This window comes from Corynebacterium poyangense, from assembly GCF_014522205.1.
GTDB lineage: Bacteria > Actinomycetota > Actinomycetes > Mycobacteriales > Mycobacteriaceae > Corynebacterium > Corynebacterium poyangense.
This window is the reverse complement of the sequence record NZ_CP046884.1, coordinates 442,988-465,700: the sequence shown is the minus strand read 5'-3', so window position 1 is coordinate 465,700 and position 22,713 is coordinate 442,988. Positions and strand designations below refer to the sequence as shown.

Annotated in this window: 15 protein-coding genes; 6 read left to right on the top strand and 9 right to left on the bottom strand. The window is 51.9% G+C overall.

Annotation, left to right across the window (positions count from 1 at the left end; genetic code table 11):
- Positions 1–231: 231 nt before the first annotated feature.
- Positions 232–1,365 carry an acyltransferase family protein gene (locus GP475_RS02190; RefSeq protein ID WP_187975027.1) on the bottom strand — a complete coding sequence of 378 codons (1,134 nt, stop codon included), beginning with the start codon at positions 1,363–1,365 and terminating at the stop codon, positions 232–234.
- Between the two features lie 18 nt (positions 1,366–1,383).
- Here GP475_RS02190 and GP475_RS02185 point away from each other — a divergent pair, with 18 nt between their 5' ends.
- The gene (locus tag GP475_RS02185; RefSeq protein ID WP_187975026.1) at positions 1,384–1,560 is read left to right on the top strand and encodes a hypothetical protein; all 177 of its coding nucleotides are present in this window, start codon (positions 1,384–1,386) and stop codon (positions 1,558–1,560) included.
- Between the two features lie 29 nt (positions 1,561–1,589).
- Here the strand turns inward: GP475_RS02185 and GP475_RS02180 are convergent, their stop codons facing one another.
- The 3 genes from GP475_RS02180 to GP475_RS02170 form a co-directional block, all read right to left on the bottom strand.
- Positions 1,590–5,609, bottom strand: coding sequence for a DNA-directed RNA polymerase subunit beta' (locus tag GP475_RS02180; protein ID WP_187975025.1), 4,020 nt, complete (start codon positions 5,607–5,609; stop codon positions 1,590–1,592).
- 65 nt (positions 5,610–5,674) lie between these two features.
- A complete protein-coding gene (gene rpoB, locus GP475_RS02175) occupies positions 5,675–9,172 on the bottom strand; it encodes a DNA-directed RNA polymerase subunit beta (protein ID WP_187975751.1) in 3,498 nt (1,165 codons plus the stop codon).
- A 246-nt stretch (positions 9,173–9,418) separates the two neighbouring features.
- The gene (locus tag GP475_RS02170) at positions 9,419–10,366 is read right to left on the bottom strand and encodes a DUF3068 domain-containing protein (protein WP_187975024.1); all 948 of its coding nucleotides are present in this window, start codon (positions 10,364–10,366) and stop codon (positions 9,419–9,421) included.
- A gap of 142 nt (positions 10,367–10,508) precedes the next feature.
- On the opposite strand from GP475_RS02170, the gene GP475_RS02165 reads away from it, so the two are divergent.
- Positions 10,509–11,969: an APC family permease gene (locus GP475_RS02165; RefSeq protein WP_187975023.1), complete on the top strand. Its 1,461-nt coding sequence runs from the start codon at positions 10,509–10,511 to the stop codon at positions 11,967–11,969.
- Between the two features lie 18 nt (positions 11,970–11,987).
- On the top strand, positions 11,988–12,737 hold the full coding sequence (locus tag GP475_RS02160; RefSeq protein WP_187975022.1) for a M15 family metallopeptidase: 750 nt from the start codon (positions 11,988–11,990) through the stop codon (positions 12,735–12,737).
- Here GP475_RS02160 and GP475_RS02155 read toward each other — a convergent pair.
- Positions 12,729–13,913, bottom strand: a complete 1,185-nt coding sequence (locus tag GP475_RS02155; protein ID WP_224400335.1) for a helix-turn-helix domain-containing protein — start codon at positions 13,911–13,913, stop codon at positions 12,729–12,731. The two genes, GP475_RS02160 and GP475_RS02155, sit on opposite strands and share 9 nt — an antisense overlap.
- A gap of 175 nt (positions 13,914–14,088) precedes the next feature.
- Here GP475_RS02155 and GP475_RS02150 point away from each other — a divergent pair, with 175 nt between their 5' ends.
- Entirely contained in the window at positions 14,089–15,327 is a 1,239-nt protein-coding gene (locus GP475_RS02150; protein WP_187975020.1) for a M20 family metallo-hydrolase, read from the top strand.
- A gap of 3 nt (positions 15,328–15,330) precedes the next feature.
- Here the strand turns inward: GP475_RS02150 and GP475_RS02145 are convergent, their stop codons facing one another.
- Complete coding sequence (locus tag GP475_RS02145; RefSeq protein ID WP_187975019.1) at positions 15,331–16,656, bottom strand: MFS transporter; 1,326 nt, start codon at positions 16,654–16,656, stop codon at positions 15,331–15,333.
- A 349-nt stretch (positions 16,657–17,005) separates the two neighbouring features.
- On the opposite strand from GP475_RS02145, the gene GP475_RS02140 reads away from it, so the two are divergent.
- Positions 17,006–18,637 carry an amidohydrolase gene (locus GP475_RS02140; RefSeq protein ID WP_187975018.1) on the top strand — a complete coding sequence of 544 codons (1,632 nt, stop codon included), beginning with the start codon at positions 17,006–17,008 and terminating at the stop codon, positions 18,635–18,637.
- A 159-nt stretch (positions 18,638–18,796) separates the two neighbouring features.
- Here the strand turns inward: GP475_RS02140 and GP475_RS02135 are convergent, their stop codons facing one another.
- From GP475_RS02135 to rplJ, 3 genes are all read right to left on the bottom strand, one after another.
- Positions 18,797–18,979: an aldehyde dehydrogenase family protein gene (locus GP475_RS02135; protein ID WP_262485219.1), complete on the bottom strand. Its 183-nt coding sequence runs from the start codon at positions 18,977–18,979 to the stop codon at positions 18,797–18,799.
- Between the two features lie 226 nt (positions 18,980–19,205).
- Positions 19,206–19,589 (bottom strand): 50S ribosomal protein L7/L12, encoded by a 384-nt coding sequence (gene rplL / locus GP475_RS02130; RefSeq protein ID WP_187975017.1) that lies wholly within the window; start codon positions 19,587–19,589, stop codon positions 19,206–19,208.
- A 90-nt stretch (positions 19,590–19,679) separates the two neighbouring features.
- A complete protein-coding gene (gene rplJ, locus GP475_RS02125) occupies positions 19,680–20,198 on the bottom strand; it encodes a 50S ribosomal protein L10 (RefSeq protein ID WP_187975016.1) in 519 nt (172 codons plus the stop codon).
- Between the two features lie 403 nt (positions 20,199–20,601).
- On the opposite strand from rplJ, the gene GP475_RS02120 reads away from it, so the two are divergent.
- Positions 20,602–22,617 (top strand): glucose PTS transporter subunit IIA, encoded by a 2,016-nt coding sequence (locus GP475_RS02120; RefSeq protein WP_187975015.1) that lies wholly within the window; start codon positions 20,602–20,604, stop codon positions 22,615–22,617.
- The last annotated feature ends 96 nt before the right edge of the window (positions 22,618–22,713 follow it).

Below are 22,713 nucleotides of genomic sequence, written 5' to 3'. Positions count from 1 at the left end.
TACTCATTCTTGGCATAGCACCGAGGTACTGCGATGACTTCATCATCGTATCACCATGCACCGCTCCCGCGTCGGGCCATATTTGCCCAGCTCAGTATGGCTAGAATGCTAGCCCTAACCAACTGCAGATTCACTTAAGCTAAGGTCTCGACGGCTGGGGTTTCCTCCGCTGGTCCAGCACGGTACCAAGAACAGTTGATGCGGTTCCTAGTGGAGGTGTATCTAGGTGACTTAGTGGAGCACGATGGAGTGGCGGTGGTTTTCACGCGATGGAGAGAGCCTGTCCCGAGAACCTTGATGTTCCTTTTTTCGTTGATCGCGTCCAGGTGCATACACCAACCATCGACAGCCAGGAACCCTTGTTGCTAGAAGTTCTAGAAGCATTGCAATCGCCAAGCAAATCCCAGTACCGATCACGGTCATCATGATGGGGTGCGCATCGGCCCAGGAAGTCCACCCCAAAAGCTCCACAGCGTGGTACTCAAAGAGAATATTGACCGGTAGGTGACTGAGATAAATAGGCAGGGTGTGCCGCCCGGCCAAGGCTAGAAGATCCGCAACGTGAGATAGGAGAACGCTTTGTTGGCGCTCTAAGAGCATGGCAAAAAAGATGGCTAAGGCCACCCCATTTAAGGCGATGGGGATAAGTTTGAGTCGATCATATGCCGCCCATGCTTCTGAACTGAAGAGATCATATTGGATGACTTTGACTTCCAGGAACTCCATGCACAGAGCTAGTGAGACGATACCGGAGAAGATGCCAACGGCGGCGAGCTGATAGCCGGGGCGGCGTCGAACCTTATCGATTCCTGATTCGTGAGTCTTCGGGTCCGGAAAAATCAGATAGCGGCTGTACAGTCCGCATAGGAACACCGGCCACCATCTCATGATTCCGTAGTAGTCCCCGAGAATGTCGGATAGTGGGAAGAAGAGAAGCGGAAGAAGTGAAATGAGGAATACCAGGACTCGGGGGATGAAACGGGTAAGCCAGGTCAGGATGCTGTAGAGAATGAGGGCTTGGAGAAACCAGAGAAAAGACTCCGGATGCACCAACATCGGGACGGTGTCTGCCGGGCTCATTTGGTGAATGCCCATGTGATAGATAAAAGTCCACAGGGTGAAGGGGAAAAGCCAAGGCCAGATCCGCTTTTGCCACAGCCAGGTGAGAGAGCCGCTGAGTAATCGGGTGGCAAATAGTCCCGAGCAGAAGAAAAAGAGGGGAACTCGGATGGCACTAACTGACGCTTGTAGTTCCAGGAGAATCTCGGAGCTGAACGGATACATACTCACGTGGTGAACAACGATGAGCAGAATACACAGCCCTTTGGCAATATCTACCCATTGGACCCGTTGGCTTCTAGCCATGAATCCTCAACTCCTTGGATGGACTGGTACAGGTTGTTGCCAGCGAGCTCCCCCACTGCTTTTATCTTTTCCATGTTCTTCCTCAGCGGTGCTTTTTTCAAGCTAGGCAAGCCTGAGTTACCTGAACAGGACTACACCCCGCGCTTTTCCGAAGAAAAACACGGGGTGTACTGGGATCTAAGCGAGGAGCCGTGAGGCGGCGTCGCTATCCGCTCAGAGATCTGTTACTGGTCAAAGAAGTTAGCTTCTTCCAGGGGCACAGACGGTCCGGTGAATTCGCTGAAGGAATCATCTCCACCGTAAATGCTATCCCCAAAGGTAGAAATGGGGTAGCTAGCACTGCGGGCGCTTTCCGTGGGGTTCACCGTGATATTGCGATAGCGGCTAATACCGGTTCCCGCCGGGATGAGCTTACCGATGATGACGTTTTCTTTCAGACCAATGAGCTTATCGGAGCGCTTATTGATCGCCGCATCGGTAAGAACCCGGGTGGTTTCCTGGAAGGACGCAGCCGATAGCCAGGATTCGGTAGCCAAGGAAGCCTTGGTAATACCCATGATTTCGCTTCGAAGTTCGGCAGCTTCACCACCGGCAGCCACAGCTTCCTTATTCGCCAATTTCGCCTCTTGGAGATCCACCAGGGTTCCGGGCAGGAACTCAGTGGAACCGGATTCAATCACCGTACCGCGACGCAGCATCTGGCGGATGATGATTTCGATGTGCTTATCGTGGATAGCCACACCCTGGGTCCGGTACACAGCTTGAACTTCGTCAATGAGGTGTTGTTCCACGCCTCGACGACCCAGCACCTCCAAGACGTCGTGCGGATCAGCGGGTCCGCGCAGCAACCGGTCACCAACCTCAACATGATCGCCCTCACGAAGGGTGCGTTCGATCATCGCATTGGGGTTGGACTCCATGGGTCGTCGCACCATGGCTAGACCCTGCCGCTTGGACAATTTCTCATAGACAACATCATCTGAACCATCATCAGGCGTGATAGTCAGGGTGTAGAAGTTGCCTTCATCCTCCAAGTGGACGGTACCGGCGACCGACGCAATGGGGGCCCGATTCTTCGGAACGCGAGCTTCAAAGAGTTCCTGGACACGGGGCAGACCACCGGTAATGTCACCACCGACACCACCCTGATGGAAGGTACGCATGGTGAGCTGAGTACCAGGCTCACCAATGGACTGTGCAGCCACAATACCCACAGCCTCACCAATGTCCACAAGCTTTCCGGAGGCCATGGACTTGCCATAGCACTTCGCACACACGCCGGTGGCGGTAGCACAGGTCAAAACGGAGCGAACCTTAACCTTGGTGACCCCAGCCTTCACGAGGGCATCAATATGCAGTTCATTGATCTCCGTGCCAGCTTCAAGGATGACGGTTCCATCCTCACTAGTGGCGTCAGCAGCTAGTACTCGACCAGAAACTGAGGTTTCGGTGAGCGGGTGCCGGGTATAGCCGGTGATATTTCCTTCGGCATCGCGGACGACGTCGGCTACCGGAACGCGAATACCTTGGGTGGTGCCACAATCCTCTTCGCGAACAATAACGTCTTGAGCAACGTCAACCAGACGTCGGGTGAGATACCCAGAGTCTGCGGTACGAAGAGCGGTATCGGCCAGACCCTTACGAGAACCGTGAGAGTTATTGAAGTACTCCAACACCGATAGACCTTCACGGAATGAAGTCTTGATCGGTCGGGTGATGTAATCACCCTTGGAGTTCACAACCATGCCCTTCATACCGGCGAGCGTCCAGATCTGACGCATATTACCGGCGGCACCGGACTTCACGATCATCGGGATGGGGTTGTCATCTGGGTAAAGATTCTCAACAGCTTCACCCACAGTGTCCGTTGCGTCTTTCCACAACTCCACCAAACGGTCATAGCGTTCCCGTTCGGTTAGCGCACCCTGGACCCAGTACTTCCGCTCGATTTCCCGAGCCTCAGCCTCATAACGATCCAGGATTTCTTCCTTGTTCGGAAGAACCAACACATCAGACATAGAGATGGTCACACCGGACCGGGTTGCCCAGTAGAATCCGGCGTCTTTCATCTTGTCCATGGTTTGCGCCACAGTAATCATGGGATACTTGGCAGACAGGTCAGTAATGACATCACCCAGCAGAATCTTGCCGGTTCCACCGCCTTTACGGACCATGACCCCTTCCAGGTAGGGATAGTTCCACGGCAAAAGCTCGTTGAACATGACCCGCCCAAGGGTGGTATGCGCAGTCCAGGCTTGGCCTAGCTGCCAGCCATCGGGGAACTGTTCTGCTTCAATATCTGCCGGCGGGCGCAGGTGAGAGATCCGAACTCGGATGGGAGCCTGGATTCCTAAGATTCCACGATCACGGGCCATAATGGCTTCTGCAACGGTGGAGTAGTCACCCACAGCTGGCTGATCAGTGGTGGCCGGACGGTAGCGACCTTCGCCACCAATCTCATCCTCACCCTTATCCATGGTGAGGAAGTACAAGCCAGTCACCATGTCCAGACGCGGCATGGCCAAGGGCTTACCGGACGCCGGGGACAGGATGTTGTTGGAAGCCAGCATCAGGACTCGAGCCTCAGCCTGAGCCTCGGAAGACAGTGGCAGGTGGACTGCCATCTGGTCGCCGTCGAAGTCAGCGTTGAAAGCTTCACAAGCTAAGGGGTGGAGCTGGATTGCCTTACCTTCAACGAGGACCGGCTCAAAGGCTTGAATACCTAGACGGTGGAGGGTAGGTGCACGGTTGAGCATGACGGGATGCTCTGCAATAGCTTCTTCCAGCACGTCCCACACCTCGGGGCGCTGACGCTCTACCATGCGCTTCGCAGATTTAATATTCTGCGCGTAGTCGTGTTCTACCAGACGCTTCATCACAAAGGGCTTGAAAAGCTCCAGAGCCATGAGCTTAGGCAGACCGCATTCATGCAGACGCAGCTGCGGACCGACGATAATTACCGAACGGCCGGAGTAGTCTACGCGCTTACCCAGCAAGTTCTGACGGAAGCGGCCTTGCTTACCTTTGAGCAAATCCGAGAGAGACTTCAACGGACGGTTGCCAGGTCCAGTTACTGGGCGTCCGCGACGACCGTTGTCGAAGAGAGCGTCCACAGATTCCTGGAGCATCCGCTTCTCATTGTTGACAATAATTTCCGGCGCACCGAGATCAATCATCCGCTTCAAACGGTTATTCCGGTTGATGACGCGACGATAGAGATCGTTGAGGTCAGAGGTAGCGAAGCGGCCACCATCGAGTTGCACCATCGGGCGGAGCTCTGGCGGAATGACAGGAATGCAGTCTAGAACCATACCGGCCGGATCATTGCCAGACCGTTGGAAGGCAGCAACTACTTTCAGGCGCTTGAGGGCGCGAACCTTCTTTTGGCCTTTGCCTTCATTGATAATCGAGCGGAGCTCTTCAGCCTCAGCATCGAGATCAAAGTTCCGGATCAGGGTTTGGATAGCTTCAGCACCCATGCCGCCGGTGAAGTAATCCTCATAACGATCAATGAGTTCCTCGTAGAGGGACTCATCAATAATCATTTGCTTGGGGCTGAGTTTGACGAAGGTGTTCCAGATTTCGTCAAGACGCTCAATTTCGCGTTCTGCACGCTCCCGGATGTGCTGCATTTCTTTGTCAGCAGCATTTTGAACCTTACGTCGAGCATCAGCCTTAGCACCGGCTGCTTCTAGCTCCGCAAGATCTTCTTCTAATTTCGCGGCGCGATCAGCAATTTCAGCTTCCGCATCTGCCTCAACATCCTTCTTCTCTAAAAGCATTTCTGCTTCTAGAGTGGTCAGGTCATTATGGCGCGCTTCCTCATCAACACCAGTGATGATATTGGCCGCGAAGTAGATGATACGTTCCAGATCCTTAGGAGCTAAGTCCAAAAGATATCCCAGACGGGAAGGAACGCCCTTGAAGTACCAGATGTGGGTTACCGGGGCAGCAAGCTCAATATGGCCCATCCGTTCACGACGGACCTTGGACTTGGTCACCTCAACGCCGCAGCGTTCACAGATGATGCCCTTGTACCGGACGCGCTTGTACTTACCGCAAGCACATTCCCAGTCCCTGGTCGGACCGAAGATACGCTCGCAGAACAAACCGTCTTTTTCCGGTTTGAGGGTTCGATAATTAATGGTCTCCGGCTTCTTTACCTCGCCCTTGGACCAGCGACGGATGTCGTCGGCCGTGGCCAGACCGATACGGAGTTCGTCGAAGAAGTTGACGTCGAGCACGTAACTCCCTTTCCTCCCGGCTCCCCGGGAGATCGTTGGCTATCAGTGGTGGCAGTTTTTATCTTCTAGGCAGATTCAACATCGGAACGTTCGTCCCGGGAGAGGTTGATGCCCAAGGAAGGACTCTGGTCCATGTCATCATCATCGGAGCCAGACAGTTCCATCGGAGTGCCATCGGAGGAAAGAACTTCCACATTCAGGCACAGGGACTGAAGCTCCTTGAGAAGCACTTTGAAGGATTCCGGGATACCTGGATCCGGAATATTTTCACCCTTGACAATGGCTTCGTAGACTTTGACACGACCCACAACATCGTCAGATTTGATGGTCAGTAGCTCCTGAAGGGTGTAAGCAGCACCGTAGGCCTGCATTGCCCACACCTCCATTTCGCCGAAGCGCTGGCCGCCGAACTGGGCCTTACCTCCCAGCGGCTGCTGAGTAATCATGGAATAAGGGCCAGTGGAGCGGGCGTGAATCTTCTCATCGACCAGGTGGTGCAGCTTCAACATGTACATGTAGCCCACTGCAACCGGGTACGGGAAAGGTTCACCGGAACGCCCATCTAGCAGAATGGTCTTACCGTTTTCGTCAACCAGCACATCCCCATCTCGGTTGGGACGGGAATTACGGAGCAGACCGGCAAGTTCTTCATTGCTTGCGCCGTCGAATACCGGTGTAGCGGTCAAAGACTCCGGTGGAACATCATAGAGTTCTTCCGGCAATGTCTTAATCAATTCCGCATTGGCGGGATCTTCTGGATCAACCTTCCAACCGGCGGAGGCTAGCCACCCTAGGTGGGTTTCCAACACCTGGCCAATATTCATACGACGCGGCACACCGTGGGTATTGAGGATGACATCCACCGGGGTCCCGTCAGCCATAAATGGCATATCTTCCGGCGGGAGGATCTTACCAACAACACCCTTATTTCCGTGCCGTCCAGCGAGCTTATCGCCGTCCTGAACCTTGCGTTTTTGGGCGACGTACACCCGGATCATTTCATTCACGCCGGGCGAAAGATCGTCATCATCATCGCGGGAGAAGCGGCGGACCCCAATTACTTTTCCGGTCTCACCGTGAGGAACGCGCATGGAAGTGTCGCGAACCTCGCGAGCCTTTTCCCCGAAGATAGCTCGGAGTAATCGCTCTTCTGGGGTGAGCTCGGTTTCACCCTTGGGGGTTACCTTACCGACCAGGATGTCCCCGTCACGAACGTCAGCACCAATCCGCACGATTCCGCGTTCATCGAGGTCACGAAGGACATCCTCGGAAACATTCGGGATCTCACGGGTGATTTCCTCAGCTCCCAACTTGGTATCCCGAGCATCAATTTCATGCTCTTCAATGTGGATTGAGGTGAGAATATCTTCTTCAACAATGCGCTGGTTGAGGATAATGGCGTCTTCGTAATTATGGCCTTCCCACGGCATAAAAGCGACCAAGAGGTTGCGGCCCAACGACATTTCACCATGATGAGTGCCCGGACCATCAGCAAGGACTTCCCCGGCTTCAACTCGGTCACCAATATTCACGATGGGGACCTGGTTATAGCAGGTGCCTTGGTTAGTGCGTTGGAATTTACGCAGCAGGTAGGTGTCCCGGATACCTTCATCATCCATGATGGTGATGAAGTCTGCCGAGAGGTTTTCTACTACCCCGGCCTTCTTGGAAATAACTAAGTCACCGGCATCATAGGCAGCACGCTGTTCCATGCCGGTGCCCACGTAGGGGGCCTCTCCTCGGACCAGCGGAACTGCCTGCTTCTGCATGTTGGCACCCATCAGAGCACGGTTAGCGTCATCATGCTCCAAGAAGGGAATCATGGCGGTGCCCACAGAGACCATCTGGCGCGGGGAGATATCCATATAGTCAATCTCATTGCCAGGGATAACCTGGATATCACCATTCTTCACGCGTACCGTAACGCGTTCTTCGGTGATATAACCATCCTCATCATATTGAGTATTAGCCTGGGCTACGGCATAACGGTCTTCAACATCCGCGGTCAGGTAATCAATTTGATCGGTGAGCCGGCCGTCTACAACGCGACGATAAGGGGTTTCAATAAAGCCGAAAGCGTTGACCCTAGCGTAGGACGAGAGTGAGCCAATCAGACCAATGTTTGGACCTTCGGGGGTCTCAATGGGGCACATGCGACCGTAATGTGAGGGGTGAACGTCTCGGACCTCAATACCTGCGCGGTCACGAGTCAAACCACCCGGACCCAGGGCGGACAGACGACGCTTATGGGTTAACCCGGAAAGCGAGTTGTTTTGATCCATAAACTGAGACAACTGGGAGGTACCGAAGAACTCACGGATCGCAGCGGAAACCGGGCGCACATTGATCAGCGAAGTCGGAGTGATGGACTCTGCATCCTGGGTGGTCATCCGCTCACGGACCACCCGTTCCATGCGAGACAGACCAACGCGCACCTGGTTTTGGATGAGTTCGCCTACGGTGCGAAGACGACGGTTCCCGAAGTGGTCAATATCATCCGTTTCCACGGGGATGGGTTCGCCATTGGGGGCAGTCATACTGCGCTCACCATCATGGAGGCGAACCAAATATTCTAGTGTGGTGGCAATATCTTCTTCGGTTAGGGTCATCAATCCGTCATGATCCCCGCCTAAACCGAGTTTCCGGTTGATCTTATAGCGCCCAACCTTGGCTAAGTCATAGCGCTTGGCTCGGAAGAAGGAGTTATCTAAAAGAGATTGAGCTAAATCGCGCGTGGGCTGCTCACCGGGACGTTGACGTCGATAAACCTCTAAGAGCGCTTCATCAGTAGAAGAAACACCATCGGATTCCAATGTGGACATCATGATCTCGGAAAAACCGAAGCGTTCGGTGATTTGTTCCGCGGTCCACCCTAGAGCTTTGAGAAGAACTGTTACTGGCTGGCGACGTTTCCGGTCAATACGAACCCCCACGGTATCTCGCTTATCAACATCAAATTCCAGCCACGCACCGCGGGATGGGATAACTTTTACCGAGTGGAGTGGGCGCTCGGTGGACTTATCAATAGTTTGATCAAAGTACACACCAGGAGAACGCACTAGCTGAGAAACAACGACGCGTTCTGTACCATTGACGATAAAAGTCCCCTTATCCGTCATCATCGGGAAATCGCCGATAAAAACGGTCTGGGATTTAATTTCTTGGGTTTCGTTATTGATGAACTCCGCGGTGACATAAAGCGGAGCGGAATAATTGATGTCCTTGTCTTTACACTCATCGATCGAGTTTTTCACATCCTCGAAACGAGGCTCAGACAGGGATAAAGACATATTGCCGGAGTAATCCTCAATAGGTGATAATTCCTCGAGAATTTCCTCCAGTCCACTAACAACGCGAGCATCAGGCCCACGCTCTTCTTGTTGACGAGCACGCCACTCCGGGGTACCAATCAACCAGGAAAAGGATTCAAGCTGCAGGTCGAGGAGGCCCGGCACCTCGATAGGCTCGGTAATTTTAGCGAAAGAATATCGCTTCGGAGCCCCGGGGAATTCGGCCTCTGACTTGGTCTGGCGGGAGACTGCCAAGATGGGTCCTTCCAGCACCTCACGCGGTGCGATAGCCACCCGGTCGTGACCACCGCGCCACTGGTATGTTTGAGCATTCGGTCTGCCAGGAAATAACTCCCCCAGATAGCACGAAATGACCTTGTCAAGTCAATCATTTTTCAGACTGATCAAACAAGGCTCGCCTATACCCAGGAAAGAATTCCAGCGCAACGAAACAGCATATACCATACTTCCCACTTTGTAAAGGGGAAGCCGCGCGGAATGAGAAGAGGCCTATTGGGGTTAGCGTCGAGCCTTCCCTCGAGGCCAGAAAGTAACACCCAGACCGCCCAGGATCAAGACTGCACCGAGGAACTTCAGCACCTGGAAAATAATGCCTACGACACCTCGCTTGGCAACCTCCGCCGATGCTTCTGCCCTGGCGCTGACGTCCTGTTCAGGCATACGTCCATGAAAGGTGAAGTTATCTTCGACGCGATTAGCGTGGGCATCACCATAGTAATCATCGATATTTTCAGATAGTTTGAGCAACATGCCGGTTTCTTGATCCACCCACACATCTCGATCTGCTGAATGATATAAGTAGCCTTCGCGGCCGTCGGAAAAATGGGTGATAGTAAAGGGCCCGTTGTATTCCTGAGCCACGTTGGTGGGGTCTATCCGCTGGTAATAGTGGTAGGCGGGCCGCCCGGCGACATCTTCTTCTCCGCGAAACACTGCCGGTTCGCAACGTCGCAAGGTGTCGTCAAAAATCTGATAGGTTGTCTGCTCCGGGTTGGGCGGGAAATTTAGCCACCAGCAATTGGCAGAAATATCGGCGGGTGGGCTAGCGATTTGATCGCTCACCCGCATCTGAGTGTTGATCTTTCCGGTCCGACGGTCAATCCCGAAGTCCCACACCTGGGCAGTAGTCAACCCCTCAGCTTCTGAAGGGGCTTGCTCTCGACGCACCGAGACGCCAACGCGCATGGTGGCGTTATCTTCATCGACAGGTTCTTGGACAGTGGTGTGAAGTTGTCGAACCATCGGCCCGACAACAACCCCGGCGTCAGGGTCACCGACAATTCGGCTTTTTGCCTCCGAATCATGAAGTCTCATGGTATTTTCTTCAACATCCAGGGGGACTCGAGCATCGAGGTGAATCACCCGGGGGCCGAGGAGACCGGCTGCCGCCAGGGCCACCCCCACACCGATCAGCAAGATACCAAAAATGCGGGAGCGTGGAAGCATGAAGAACAGTCTACCGATCCACCGACGAAGAGAATACAGTGGAGCCAACCCCGACATTCTTAGTCGCGCTAAAGTTTTCCTTTTTATTTAGTGACACCCCACCACCCCTGTGGTTTTTCGACTACAGAGAAGAGAGGTAGACATGCCCAGGCAAGAACTTAATAAGACTTTGGGTTTCATTCCGCTCGTTGCCCTCGGCGTATCTGGCGTCATCGGTTCCAGTTGGATCTACACCAACGGAACATTCTTCGAAAAGTACGGCGCCGGCGGCATGATTTTTGGTTTAGCCATTGGCACCGTTCTCGCCGCCTGCGTCGCTCTCTCTTACGCAAAACTAACGGCCCTATTTCCCCGAGCCGGAGGAGAAGTTGTCTACAGCTACACCATCCTCGGCCGGCAAATGGGTTTTATCGTTGGCTGGTTGCTCATCGGGGCTTACATCTCCTCACTAGCCTTTTATTTCACCGCTTTCGGTGTCCTCCTTGAACTAGTCTTCCCTCAACTCAGCACCCTTCCCCTTTATTCCATAGCCGGAGCCAACGTCACCCTCCCAGTCCTCATCTGCGGCTTAGCTCTGGCCCTCCTTTTCTACTTTCTCAACTACTTCGGAATCTCCTTAGGTGCTCAAGTTCAAACCGTCCTTTTTGGAATTCTCATTGTCATTGGACTATCCCTCGCCGTCGTGGGCTTTAGCCAAGGAAGCATCCACAACTTTTGGCCCGCCTACTATGAAGACCGCGGTGCCCTCCTCAGCACCCTCCGATTTGTAGTTCCCGGAATGACCTACATGGCCGGTTTCGGCCTCGTTGCCACTCTCGCAGAAGACGCTAAGCTGCCATCCGCAACAATCGGCCGTTTGGTGGTCCTTACTGTCCTCCTCGCCGGGACCTTTTACTGCGTAGTTCTAGCAGCCTCAGCTTTTATTCTGCCGTGGAAAGAAGTAGCCACCATGGACCAAGGTAGTATCACGGCTTTCCGTCAAGCCGGATTCCCGCTCCTCGGCTGGGGCGCATTCATCATTGCTATTGTCGGGTTACTCACATCATTCCTCGGACTATTTATGGCCTCTAGCCGCATTGTTTTTGCCCTAGCCAGGGTAAGACTACTGCCGCCGAATCTGGCGAAACTCCACCCCCAACACCACACTCCCCGCGACGCCCTGCTTTTTGTCTTGATCCTTACTATCGGCCTCGGCTGGCTCGGTAAAGGCGCAGTAGGGTGGTTCCTGGACACCGGCGGCATTTACCTGGGCTTGGTATGGCTCATCGTGGTGATCTCTCATCTTCGGGCACCCCGCAGATACCCTCATCTAAAAGACCGCATTCCGCCACGCTCAGTTCTCCTACCGCTGGTCGGAGCCATAGGAGCGGTTTTAGTGATCATCCTTGCCCTCTACCCCGGCACTGATCTGTCCTTGATCTGGCCGATGGAGTACATCATTCTTGGCGGGTGGTTCCTCTTAGGGGGACTCCTCTATGCCTTCGCGTCGCCACTACCCGAGGATCAAGCTCTCGCGGATCTGCTTGGTGAACACGTTGATACCCTCAGTTCGGACCCGACGTCCACAGTTCCCGGCAGAGAAGCCCAATCACAGCGGCGTTAATTAAGGAGAAAGCTTAAGTTGAACACCACACCCGTAGTACCTGAGCGATGGTTAGCGGACGCGGACTATGAGCAGATTCGACCACACCTACCTCCGGACCTTCCGCCTATCCCGGAGATTCCCCAGCGATGCGATGGCGCGAGCCTTGCTCAGGTACGAATTGGAGCTTCTGAGGATCCACTGGTGGAGCTGCCGCCCTTCCTACCCCAAGAACACCTCTATTTGCGATTGAATTCCCCTGTGATGCCGCAGAAGATGTATGCCAGAAAAGGGATGATTGACCGGCTTGATGCCGCTCAGCAATTACTTCCACCAGGGTTTCACCTGTGCTGTCTTGACACCTGGCGCAGTATGGCTGCGCAGCAAGAATTAATACGGATTTATCAACAAGCATTCCCGGCAAATAGCAAAAACTATATTGCGGCTACAAACAACCCAGCGATTCTGCCGCCCCACACCACTGGCGGAGCCGTGGACGTTACGCTCTCTTTTCAAAGAACACCCCTAGCGCTGGGAACAGATTTTGATGCTTTTCTGCCAGAATCTCACGCGCGATCCTTAGAGCACATTGCTGACACTGACGAACCTGAGAAAGTAGTAGCCCGAGATTTACGCAGGCTATTATCGCACTGCCTTTTAAGCGTTGGCTTTGCTCCTTTTGACAAAGAATGGTGGCATTATTCCTATGGGGATCAACGCTGGGCGGCATATTACTCCCGTGGGGTTTCTCTATATGGTTTAGCCACCCCGCATGAGACTTCACAATGAGAGCTCTTCGTCATGAAGCCTCGCTAGCACACCGATAATTAGAGCATAATTTTTAGGTTTTAAAGGGGAAATATCCGTATAATCAGCGAATGATTTTAACCGATTCATAACAGTATTTCGATGGCAATAGAGCTGACTAGCCACGGCTTTGACCGATCCAGTTGACAAATAGGTTTCCACTGCTTCTACAATGTTATGCCTTTCTCTAGCCCGGATCCCCATTAACACTTTTACCTTTTCATCAACCAACCCCGGGATGACCTGATAAATATAAGAACCCACCACTAGGTCCACAGCAGAGTCAATATGAAGCGGAAACTCGTAGTGCATACCGCTTAATAATTCCAATTGTCGCAGTAAGTCTGGGGCTCCCCTAAGAGCAGTGTGCACCTCCGCTAATCCCTTTCTCAATGGATAAAGAATTGACACCGTTTCACGAGGAACTTTTGACACAATCTTACTAAAATAGTCATTTTTACTAGGAGAAAGTAAACAGTAGCAGTCCTGAATACGTACTCCCATAACATCGCCGACCATGAGGGATTTCAATACAGTCTTTTCTATCAGACCTGAATACCTGGGACTTGTAATTAATGCGTCGACGCCTTCAACATTCCCGATCCCCAATCCTTTGGATATCTCTAAGTATTCTTCCTCATTCAACTCCTGAGGATTAATAAGACGCTGAAGATAATTAATCGTTGCTATTCGAGAATCATTATCCATCTCAGCTCGCTCCCGCAAATACGCATCACGAACCTGAGAGGATAGAGTATCCACAGCCTGATTGACGCGAACCGCTTGAGACAACAAAACCTCACGCTGCGGGCCTTTCGCTTGCGCCTCAAGCATGTGCCAGATGACCGCAAAATCAAGCCGCATCGTCTCTACTACGGCCTCGATAGAAATTCCCTTCCGAGCACGTAATCGGCCAAATTTTTCTAACTGATCTTTAATGTTGCGAGAATTAGTGGGACTTCTCCCTTGGTTCGGATCGGCTCGCAGAAGCTCAACGAGGGCATCAAAAATCATCCTCGCGGTAGCGTGCGCTTCACTATCTGGGATAGTTTTCTCTCCATAGGGGCGACGTTGAAGGAACTTTGCAAGAAAAGCATCGGCGAATTCCTCATTGCGATTCTCGATAGACTTCACAAGGTTTTCCCAGTCGCTTAGCATCACGAACCCTCCTTAACCGCTCTCGCATGAAAAGTGGCAAAAATGTGCACATGCCTATCTTATTGCAGAATTTTCCAGCTTTTAGCGGAGAAATAGCTAGATTACTAAAGGTAATCGCACAATTTTGTTAATTTTAACTTTCAAGGCCTGACAATATAACCGTGGAGGATGAGCAATGACCTCGTGGCAAGACACCTTTTTCAGTGACTTTGCGGCTATGTCGCAATTTGGCGCCACCCCAGGCGGAGGGATTGATAGGCAAGCAGCAACAGATGCAGATGCCGAGGCTAGGCGATGGTTTCATCAATGGCTCGAAGCTCACCATTTCCAGGTGGAATACGATCCAATCGGAAATCAATTCGGGCTTTTGGAATTTTATCCTGGAGCTCCGTATGTTCTGTGCGGTTCCCATTTAGATTCCCAGCCATTAGCGGGAAAATTTGATGGATCCTATGGGGTATTGGCCGCCGCTTCAGCCGCCAGCCTATTAGGTTACCAAGCTTCTATGGAGGCACTTCACCCAAAATACAACCTTGCAGTCGTAAATTGGTTTAACGAAGAAGGTTCACGCTTTAGCCCTTCGATGATGGGCAGTGGCGTGTATTGCTCTAAGCTTTCGCTCGATGAAGCCCAAGCAAGCACCGATGACCGCGGAACAAGCGTAGACGCGGAATTAACTGCACACGGATTCAAAGGGAAATTCACTTTCCCCACTCCGATAAGCTACGCCGAAATTCATGTGGAGCAGGGAAGAAATCTGGAAAATCTAGGTAAACAAATTGGCTTAGTTACCGAAACCTGGGGAGCCCGAAAATTCACGGTTCGGGTGATTGGAGAACAAGCACATACCGGATCCACGTTGATTGCAGACCGCAAAGATGCCCTATTTGGTGCTGCCCTTGTCATTACCGAAGTTCGACGTTTAGCAGAGCGGTGCCAGAAGGAGCTATTACAGGCCTCGGTCTCCCATATTAAAGTTTTACCTAATTCTCCGGTCACTATTTCTCGCGAAACCACAATTAACGTTGATTTGCGCTCACCTTCCTCAGAGGCTCTCGATTGGGCGGTCTTAGCTCTGGAAAAAATCCTAGACAACGTCGAAAAAGAGGCGTCGGTCAGAGTGGAGAAAAATCTTACTCACTCCTGGGAGCTATCTCCCTATTGTGCTGAAGGGATAAACCTGACTCAACATATCGCGGAGGAGATGGGTATCTCTTATGCCAAAGTACAAACAGTGGCTGGGCATGATTCCACTAATCTAAAAGATTTATGCCCGACAGTTATGCTGTTCGTACCGAGTGTGGAAGGTATTTCTCATAACGAAAGGGAATTTACGAAACCAGATGACTTACTAGCCGGACGGGATTTCTTAGTCGAGGTGCTCAGCACACTTGTCACAGACGGTCTAGCTTAACAATCACGCTTCTTTAACCTGCACATCGTCGGTGATATAGTGGCGCCCTCCATAGATCCCGCCCACCATAGTCAACAAGGAGATAGCAATGAGAATAATAATCGCCGGGGTAGATGACTGCTTCTCATAAAACCCATTCATCCATGTGGCGATAAACGGAAGTAAACCAGCTATTGCCCCAGAAAAGTTATAGCTAATAGCCATTCCCGTGTACCTCAATTTCGCCTCGAACATGTGCCCGAGGAGTACACCAATCACCGCATACGGAATACTCACCAAAGAAATTCCTACCACAATCGCTAAAGAAACAAAGATGAGATTACCTGTGTCAATCAACTTCCATATTGGCCAGGCAAAAATTGCTGTTAGAGCACCACCGACGACAATGACTTTGTGGGCGCCAAGTCGTTCTGCGACTCTACCGAAAATAAGCAGAATGAATATTTCAACTGCTGCTGCTATTACTGTCGCATTGACCAAAGATTGTCTTTCTAATCCAAGAACCGTAGTACCATAACTCAAAATATAGGTGGTCATGACGAAGAACCCACCGATTCCTAGCAAGGCAGCGCAGGTTGCCCAGAATATCTGGGGGGTATAGCCGCGAAACAGTTCTGCAAGAGAACCCTGATTCTCTTCTGCTTCTTCTGCCAGTTGTTGAAAAACCGGAGACTCCTCTACTTGGAGTCGAATCCATAATGCTATTCCCAAAAAGGGAAACGCGGCGAGGAAGGGTAAACGCCATCCCCACACATCTACTGTTTCCGCTGGAAGCATAAAGACCAGTGCGAAAGCACCGCTAGACATGAGTGTGCCGATGGGTGAACCCATTTGCACCAGCGCAGCGTAGCGGCCACGTTTTCGGGCTGGAGCGTGTTCAATGGCTAAGGTAGTGGCTCCACCCCATTCGCCACCTACAGCTACCCCTTGGAAGAGGCGAAGCGCCGTCAAGAGGATCGGAGCTGCGATTCCTATGCTGAAATAATCCGGCAAGCATCCTACTAAACCGGTAGCTAGACCGATGACCACGATCGATAGTATTAGTGCGGGTCTTCGCCCCCACTTATCCCCTAGTTTCCCGAAGAACACTGCACCTAGAGGTCTGGCTAAAAAGCCCACACCGAAGGCTGCGAAAGACGCGAGGGTTGCTGTAGCTGGGGCATTTCCGGCAAAGTACAGGTGATTAAAGACCAAGGCTGATGCTGTTCCGAAAAGGAAGAAATCATACCACTCTAAGGCGGTTCCGATGAAAGCCGAGAATGCAATTTTGCGTACTTCTTTGGCTTCTACTTCATGTGTCGTGGATAGAGGACGTGAGGACGTTGTCATGATCAGCTCCTTCAGACTCTCAACCTTGATTGTTCAGGTTTGAGTTTTCTCTGAGCCTAGCCTGGAGAAAAGTGATATGGAACACTCGATAGAAATTCGTGGATATCGCAACAGATTCTCAAGTAATTTTTTGGCTTTTGCACAAATAACTCCCCTAACCCTTGCTATCCTTTTCGCTTCTTCCCCCTAATTTCAACCTAAAACTGCATGTAAAACTATTTATCTCGTTATTTTCTTCCATCTATTTCCCCATCATGCAGGGTGATATTTTGTGCATTAGTAGTTGTATGAACTATTGACAATCCACGTGCCCATGTTAATTTTGACCCTAAATTCATTAGGAGGATCCATGCTGGCAGATTTAGTCATTAAAAATGCGCATCTACCTTTATCGAATCCATCTCAACCAGATCGTGACGAGCTATTCGACATCGCTGTGTGGGAAGGAAGAATCATCGATATCGCCCCCTCCGGATCAGCGATGGGATCACAAAAATACTTCGATGCTGATGGGAAATATGCCTTTCCCGGTTTCCACGATGCCCATGCCCACAGTGTGTGGTTCGGACAAACACTATTGGAAATCGATCTCTCAGACGCACAAGAGACTGCTGATGTCTATCAGCAACTACAAGAAGCCGCAAATACGCAGAATGATGAGTGGATTATTGCTTCTGGCTTTACTCCATCAGCACTAGCAGATGGAAAGGTAGACATTGTTCAGTTGGATAAATGCTGCAACGGACGCCCCCTCGTCATCAAGCATAATTCGGGCCATGCATTAACCGTAAACTCAGAGACCTTAGAGCGCGCTGGAGTACGCGAAAACTGTTCCATGGAGATCGAAGGTGGCCGAATCGTTTGCGATCAAGAAGGCCGCCCAACTGGTCTCCTTGAAGAAAATGCCATGCGGTCGGTCAATAATCTATTGCAACCCGAGCCTTTAGGCTATATCGAGAAGTCTTTAGTTGCTGCCTCTGACGTGTATATAAAACAAGGCATCACTTCAGTTACTGACGCTGGGATAGCTGGGGGGTGGATTGGCCATAGCCCCATGGAACTCGCTGCTTACCAGCGAGGATATCGAAATGGCAATATCAAGCATAGAAGCCAAGTAATGATAACCATTGATGCGCTTCATTCCATTCAAAGCCATCCAGATGATCCGTCCGGTTTTGGCTTAGATACTGGCATTCATTCAGGTTTCGGTGATGATTTCTTAGAAATTGGCCCGACAAAGATCTTTAGCGACGGCTCCATTTTGGGAGGCACTGCAGCTATGGAGGAGAACTATTGTCAATGCGGAAATAATCGCGGTTATTTCCAGGATGACCCTGATCTCATGAGGAAAACCGCCTTGTCCGCAGCTGCAAACGGTTGGAGTTTGGCGATCCATGCTTTAGGTGATGCGGCTGTAGATTTTGCGATAGATACTATCTCCGAAGCTAGTCACCGATATGGCCGACCTCGTATACCTCACCGAATTGAGCATGGTGGGGTTTGTTCTGACAAGCATATCGCTCAAATCGCCGAGTTAGGTATTGCCTTAGTTCCGCAGCCTCGGTTTATTAAGGAATTTGGTGATCATATGGCCCGGCTGATTGGACCTGAGCGGGTATTTCATTCATATCCCGCAGCACGATTACTCAAAGCGGGGGCAATTCTTCCTGGTAGTTCTGATCGTCCAGTTGCGGATGGGAATCCGCTTTTAGTCATCCAGTCTTTTGTCGAACGCCTCACGGCAAGCTCTAATGTCTATGCACCTGATGATCGCATTAGTGCTTTCCAAGCTTTGACTGCTTATTGTGAGGGCTCTGCCGCCGCTACCGGTAGCGCCCATAAAAAGGGAAAGATCAAGTCCGGATATTTGGCTGATATTGTGGTCCTCGACAAAAACCCTCTGGCAGTTGATTCTTCGGAATTCGGCGGTATTAATGTGATGACCACGATTATTAACGGCGAGGTCCGCTACCAAGCTTGATCACCTCTGATTCTTCTTGGCAGAAGACCGCGACAGCTTTATACTCCCCTGGAGATACAACGGGATTGTGAAACTGCGCTACAAGATAGATAGACGTCGCGCAGATAAAAGAAACCGCCCACAGGATGTATTCCTGAGGGGCGGTGTGCGTCGCCAGTGTTAGTCGTTGACGTAGAAGGTTTGCTTGTTGACAAACTCATCCATGTCCAGAGTGAACAGCTCACGACCAAATCCGGAGTTCTTAATTCCTCCGAACGGCAGGGGCGGGCTGAAAGCCTGTCCCAAGTTGACGTGGATCATTCCGGTGTCAATCTTGGCGGCGACATCTTTGGCTCGTTGCACACCTTCCTTTGGATCGAGGGCACTCCATCAGAGCGCGTGCTGAATTGACTTAATTAGGATATAAAATCAATTATTCAGAAAGTTAAGTAGATCACAACTTGTGTTCCACACCGGGCAGACTGCACAAGGCATGTCCGACGATCACAGAAGCCGGACATGCTGAGCACATAAGAAAACCCCCGACTGCATGATAGCAGCGGGAGTAAGGCTCAAAAGAGCGACGTGATTACTTGAGGGTAACCTTAGCGCCAGCGTCTTCCAGCTTAGCCTTAGCAGCGTCGGCGTCTTCCTTGGAAGCACCTTCGAGGATAGCCTTAGGAGCGGACTCAACCAGTTCCTTAGCTTCCTTCAGTCCCAGGCCGGAAACGATCTCGCGGACAGCCTTAATAACACCGATCTTCTTGGCGCCAGCATCCTCGAGAACAACGTCGAACTCGGTCTGCTCTTCAGCCGGAGCAGCATCAGCACCGGGAGCAGCAGCAACAGCAGCAACCGGAGCAGCAGCGGTGACGTCGAATACCTCTTCAAATTCCTTAACGAATTCGGAGAGCTCCAGCAGGGTCATTTCCTTGAAGGCCTCGATGAGCTCGTCCTTGGTGAGCTTAGCCATAATAGTGTCCTTTCATAGTCGGGCTAGCGGGTTACGCCGCCATCCCGGGAAGTGTGTAATTGTGTCTTAACAAACTGCGTGGTAGCAGACTTAAGCGTCCTGCTTCTTTTCTTCCAGAGCCGCAGCCAGACGTGCGACCTGAGAAGCGGGAGCATTGAACAGGCCTGCGGCCTTTGCCAGACTGCCCTTCATGGCACCAGCCAGCTTTGCCAGCGTGGTCTCGCGGTTATCGAGATCGGCGAGAGCCTTGACCTCATCAGCACTCAGAGCGCTGCCGTCCATGTAGCCGCCTTTAACGATGAAAGCCTTGTTCTCGTCGGAGAACTTCTTCATCGCTTTAGCGGCGTCCACTGCTTCGCCTTTAACAAAAGCAACCGCAGTAGGACCGGTCAAGAGGTCGTCGATGCCCTCAATGTTGGCATCTTTAGCTGCCAACTTGATCAGGGTGTTCTTGGCGACGGAGTACTGGACGTCAGCACCTAAAGCCGTACGCAACTCAGTGGTCTGAGCGACGCTCAGCCCGCGGTACTCGGTCAGCAAAATGCTGTCCGCCTCGGAGAAACGGTTCTTGAGTTCAGCAAGAGCCGCCTCATTCTTCGGGTTTGCCATTACTTCGCCTCCTTCCTCTCTTCAGTGTGTTCTTGATCCGCCGGGGCATCTCATAAGAAAAGCCCCGTGCAAGAGCACAGGGCGCAACACACTTCCGTGTGATGCTCAAAGTGACTCCTGCGTGGGCGAACTGCCTTCACAGTTCCTTCGGACCCCAACAGCGTGGGGTCAACCGACGGTCTTCGGTGAAACTTGAGCTCAGCCTCCCTTTGTTATGGGCTGCTGTTCAAACTTCGGAAGATACTTTAGTAGAACACCCAATGATGCGCAACTTAGTGCCTATTTTTGACAAATATTGCACACCTCTGAGAGTCGCATCTTGATACTTCTCCCTATCCAACCATCATAAAAAACCGCTAATGTGGTGTAGGTCAACATGTAAACCTGAGGAGGAGCACTTTATATGAGCACCTCATTGTCGGTACAAAGTCCCATTTCGGGCCGCATTATCCCCCTAAAAGATGTCCCTGATCCAGTCTTTTCTGCAGGAACCATGGGGGAAGGATTAGGAATTGCCGATACCCCTGGCGGAGACATTGTCTCCCCAGTGAGCGGCAAAGTCATGATGGTAGCGAAAACCGGACATGCTATTGGCATTGCTACTGACCAGAAATACCAATTTATCCTGCATCTAGGGATAGATACCGTGGAGCTCAACGGAGAGCCCTTTAACCTCACCGTAGCCAAAGGGGACTATGTTGAAGCAGGCCAAAAGATCGGCACCATGGATGCGTCGGCTATCACCAAGGCAGGAAACTCAACGACCACAGTTCTTGCGGTGAGTAACACTAAAAAAACGGTGGATCATATCGACGTCAAAGAAGGTCCGGCGGAACGAGGACAGCTCGTAGCTGAGGTTTTTCCGAAGCAGTCCGCTGCCTCTCCCCCATCCCAGGAATCATCTTCTACCGAAGTCGCCACGTCAACCGCACAACCTCCGGCAGAGCTTTCTGGTTTTGACGCCACCGCCTGGAGCATTATTCATGGCGTCGGGGGCGCAGAAAATATCCGTAGTGTCACCCACTGCATCACCAGGGTCCGGCTATACCTCAAGGACAACACCCTAGCTAATGACGAGGCAGTTCGGGCAGATGACAATGTGATTGAAGTAGTGAAAGCAGGCGGACAATATCAGGTCGTCATTGGCCCGGATGTGGAAGATGTCCACGATGCCGTGGTAGCCCAACTAGGTGGTTCCGGAGAAAGCAGTGCTGCTCCCGAATCAGCTGTACCTCGCCCCACTACCGCCCTTGGCTGGATGAAATTTGGATTTAGCTCCCTGATCGGCGTGATTACCGGTTCCATGATCCCGGTGATCGGACTCCTGGCAGCGTCGGGCATTATCAAAGGTGTTTTGGCACTTCTGGTGAATTTCAATCTCACTAGTGAAGATGCTGCCACCTACACCCTCATCAACGCCATGAGCGACGCAGTGTTCTTCTTCCTTCCGATTTTCGTGGGCTTTACCGCTGCTCGAAGGCTTGGCGCGGATCAAATTGTGGTTGCCATCGTGGGCGGGGTGCTGTGCTACCCCTCGCTTGTGGACATCTCTCACCAGGAGGGTGACCACGCCCTGTTGGGCATGTCGCTAAACTCTGACTTTTTCGGCTTGCCCTACCACATGGCTAGCTACACCTACTCCATCTTCCCGATCATCGCTGCAGCGTGGCTGGCCTCTATCATTGAACCGTGGCTGAAAAAGGTCATCCCCAACACGCTTCGGATGATTCTTCTTCCCCTCGTGGAAGTTGTGGTTGTTTCCCTTGCCGTTATTTTGATTCTCGGTCCGGTCGTCATGTTTATTTCTACCGGAATCGCTAGTCTCATCCAGGGTCTTTATAATCTTTCGCCCACCCTGTCTGGCCTATTCATCGGCGGTTTCTATCAGTCTCTCGTCATTTTCGGTCTGCACTGGGCTGTCATACCGCTCGTCACCCAAGATATTTCCCTCGTTGGCTCCTCCCCACTCAACGCCATCATCTCCGCCACCATGGTGGCCCAAGGTGGTGCGGTTCTGGCAGTATTCCTCAAATCTAAGAACCAAAAGATGAAGACATTAGCCGGCCCAGCAGCTGTTTCTGCGTTCTGCGGAGTTACCGAGCCCGCCATGTATGGTGTCAACCTCAAATACGGTCGTATCTTCATCATGGGCTCCATCGGTGGCGCCGTAGGTGGCTTACTCACCGGCCTCTTCAACGTAAACATGTGGGGATTCACCGGATCCTTCATCGGCTTTACCAGCTTCGTCAACCCCACCGGCTTAGATTTCAGCTTCTGGGGCTATTGGATAGCCTCCTTATCTGCACTTGTGGTCGCTTTCACCTTAACCTGGTTCTTTGGCTTCACTGATGCAGATATAGAAAGCGGAAGAGAAGTCAAGAAGGTGCGGCTAGGGCGAAGAGACCCCGTACAAAAGTAGGGGAAGATCCTCGACCTACCCTTCCATCCACATCCTCGTAGCGTCTCTAGCTGCGGGGATTTTCTCTACCCCTCATTCATTACCCCTTCCCTTTTT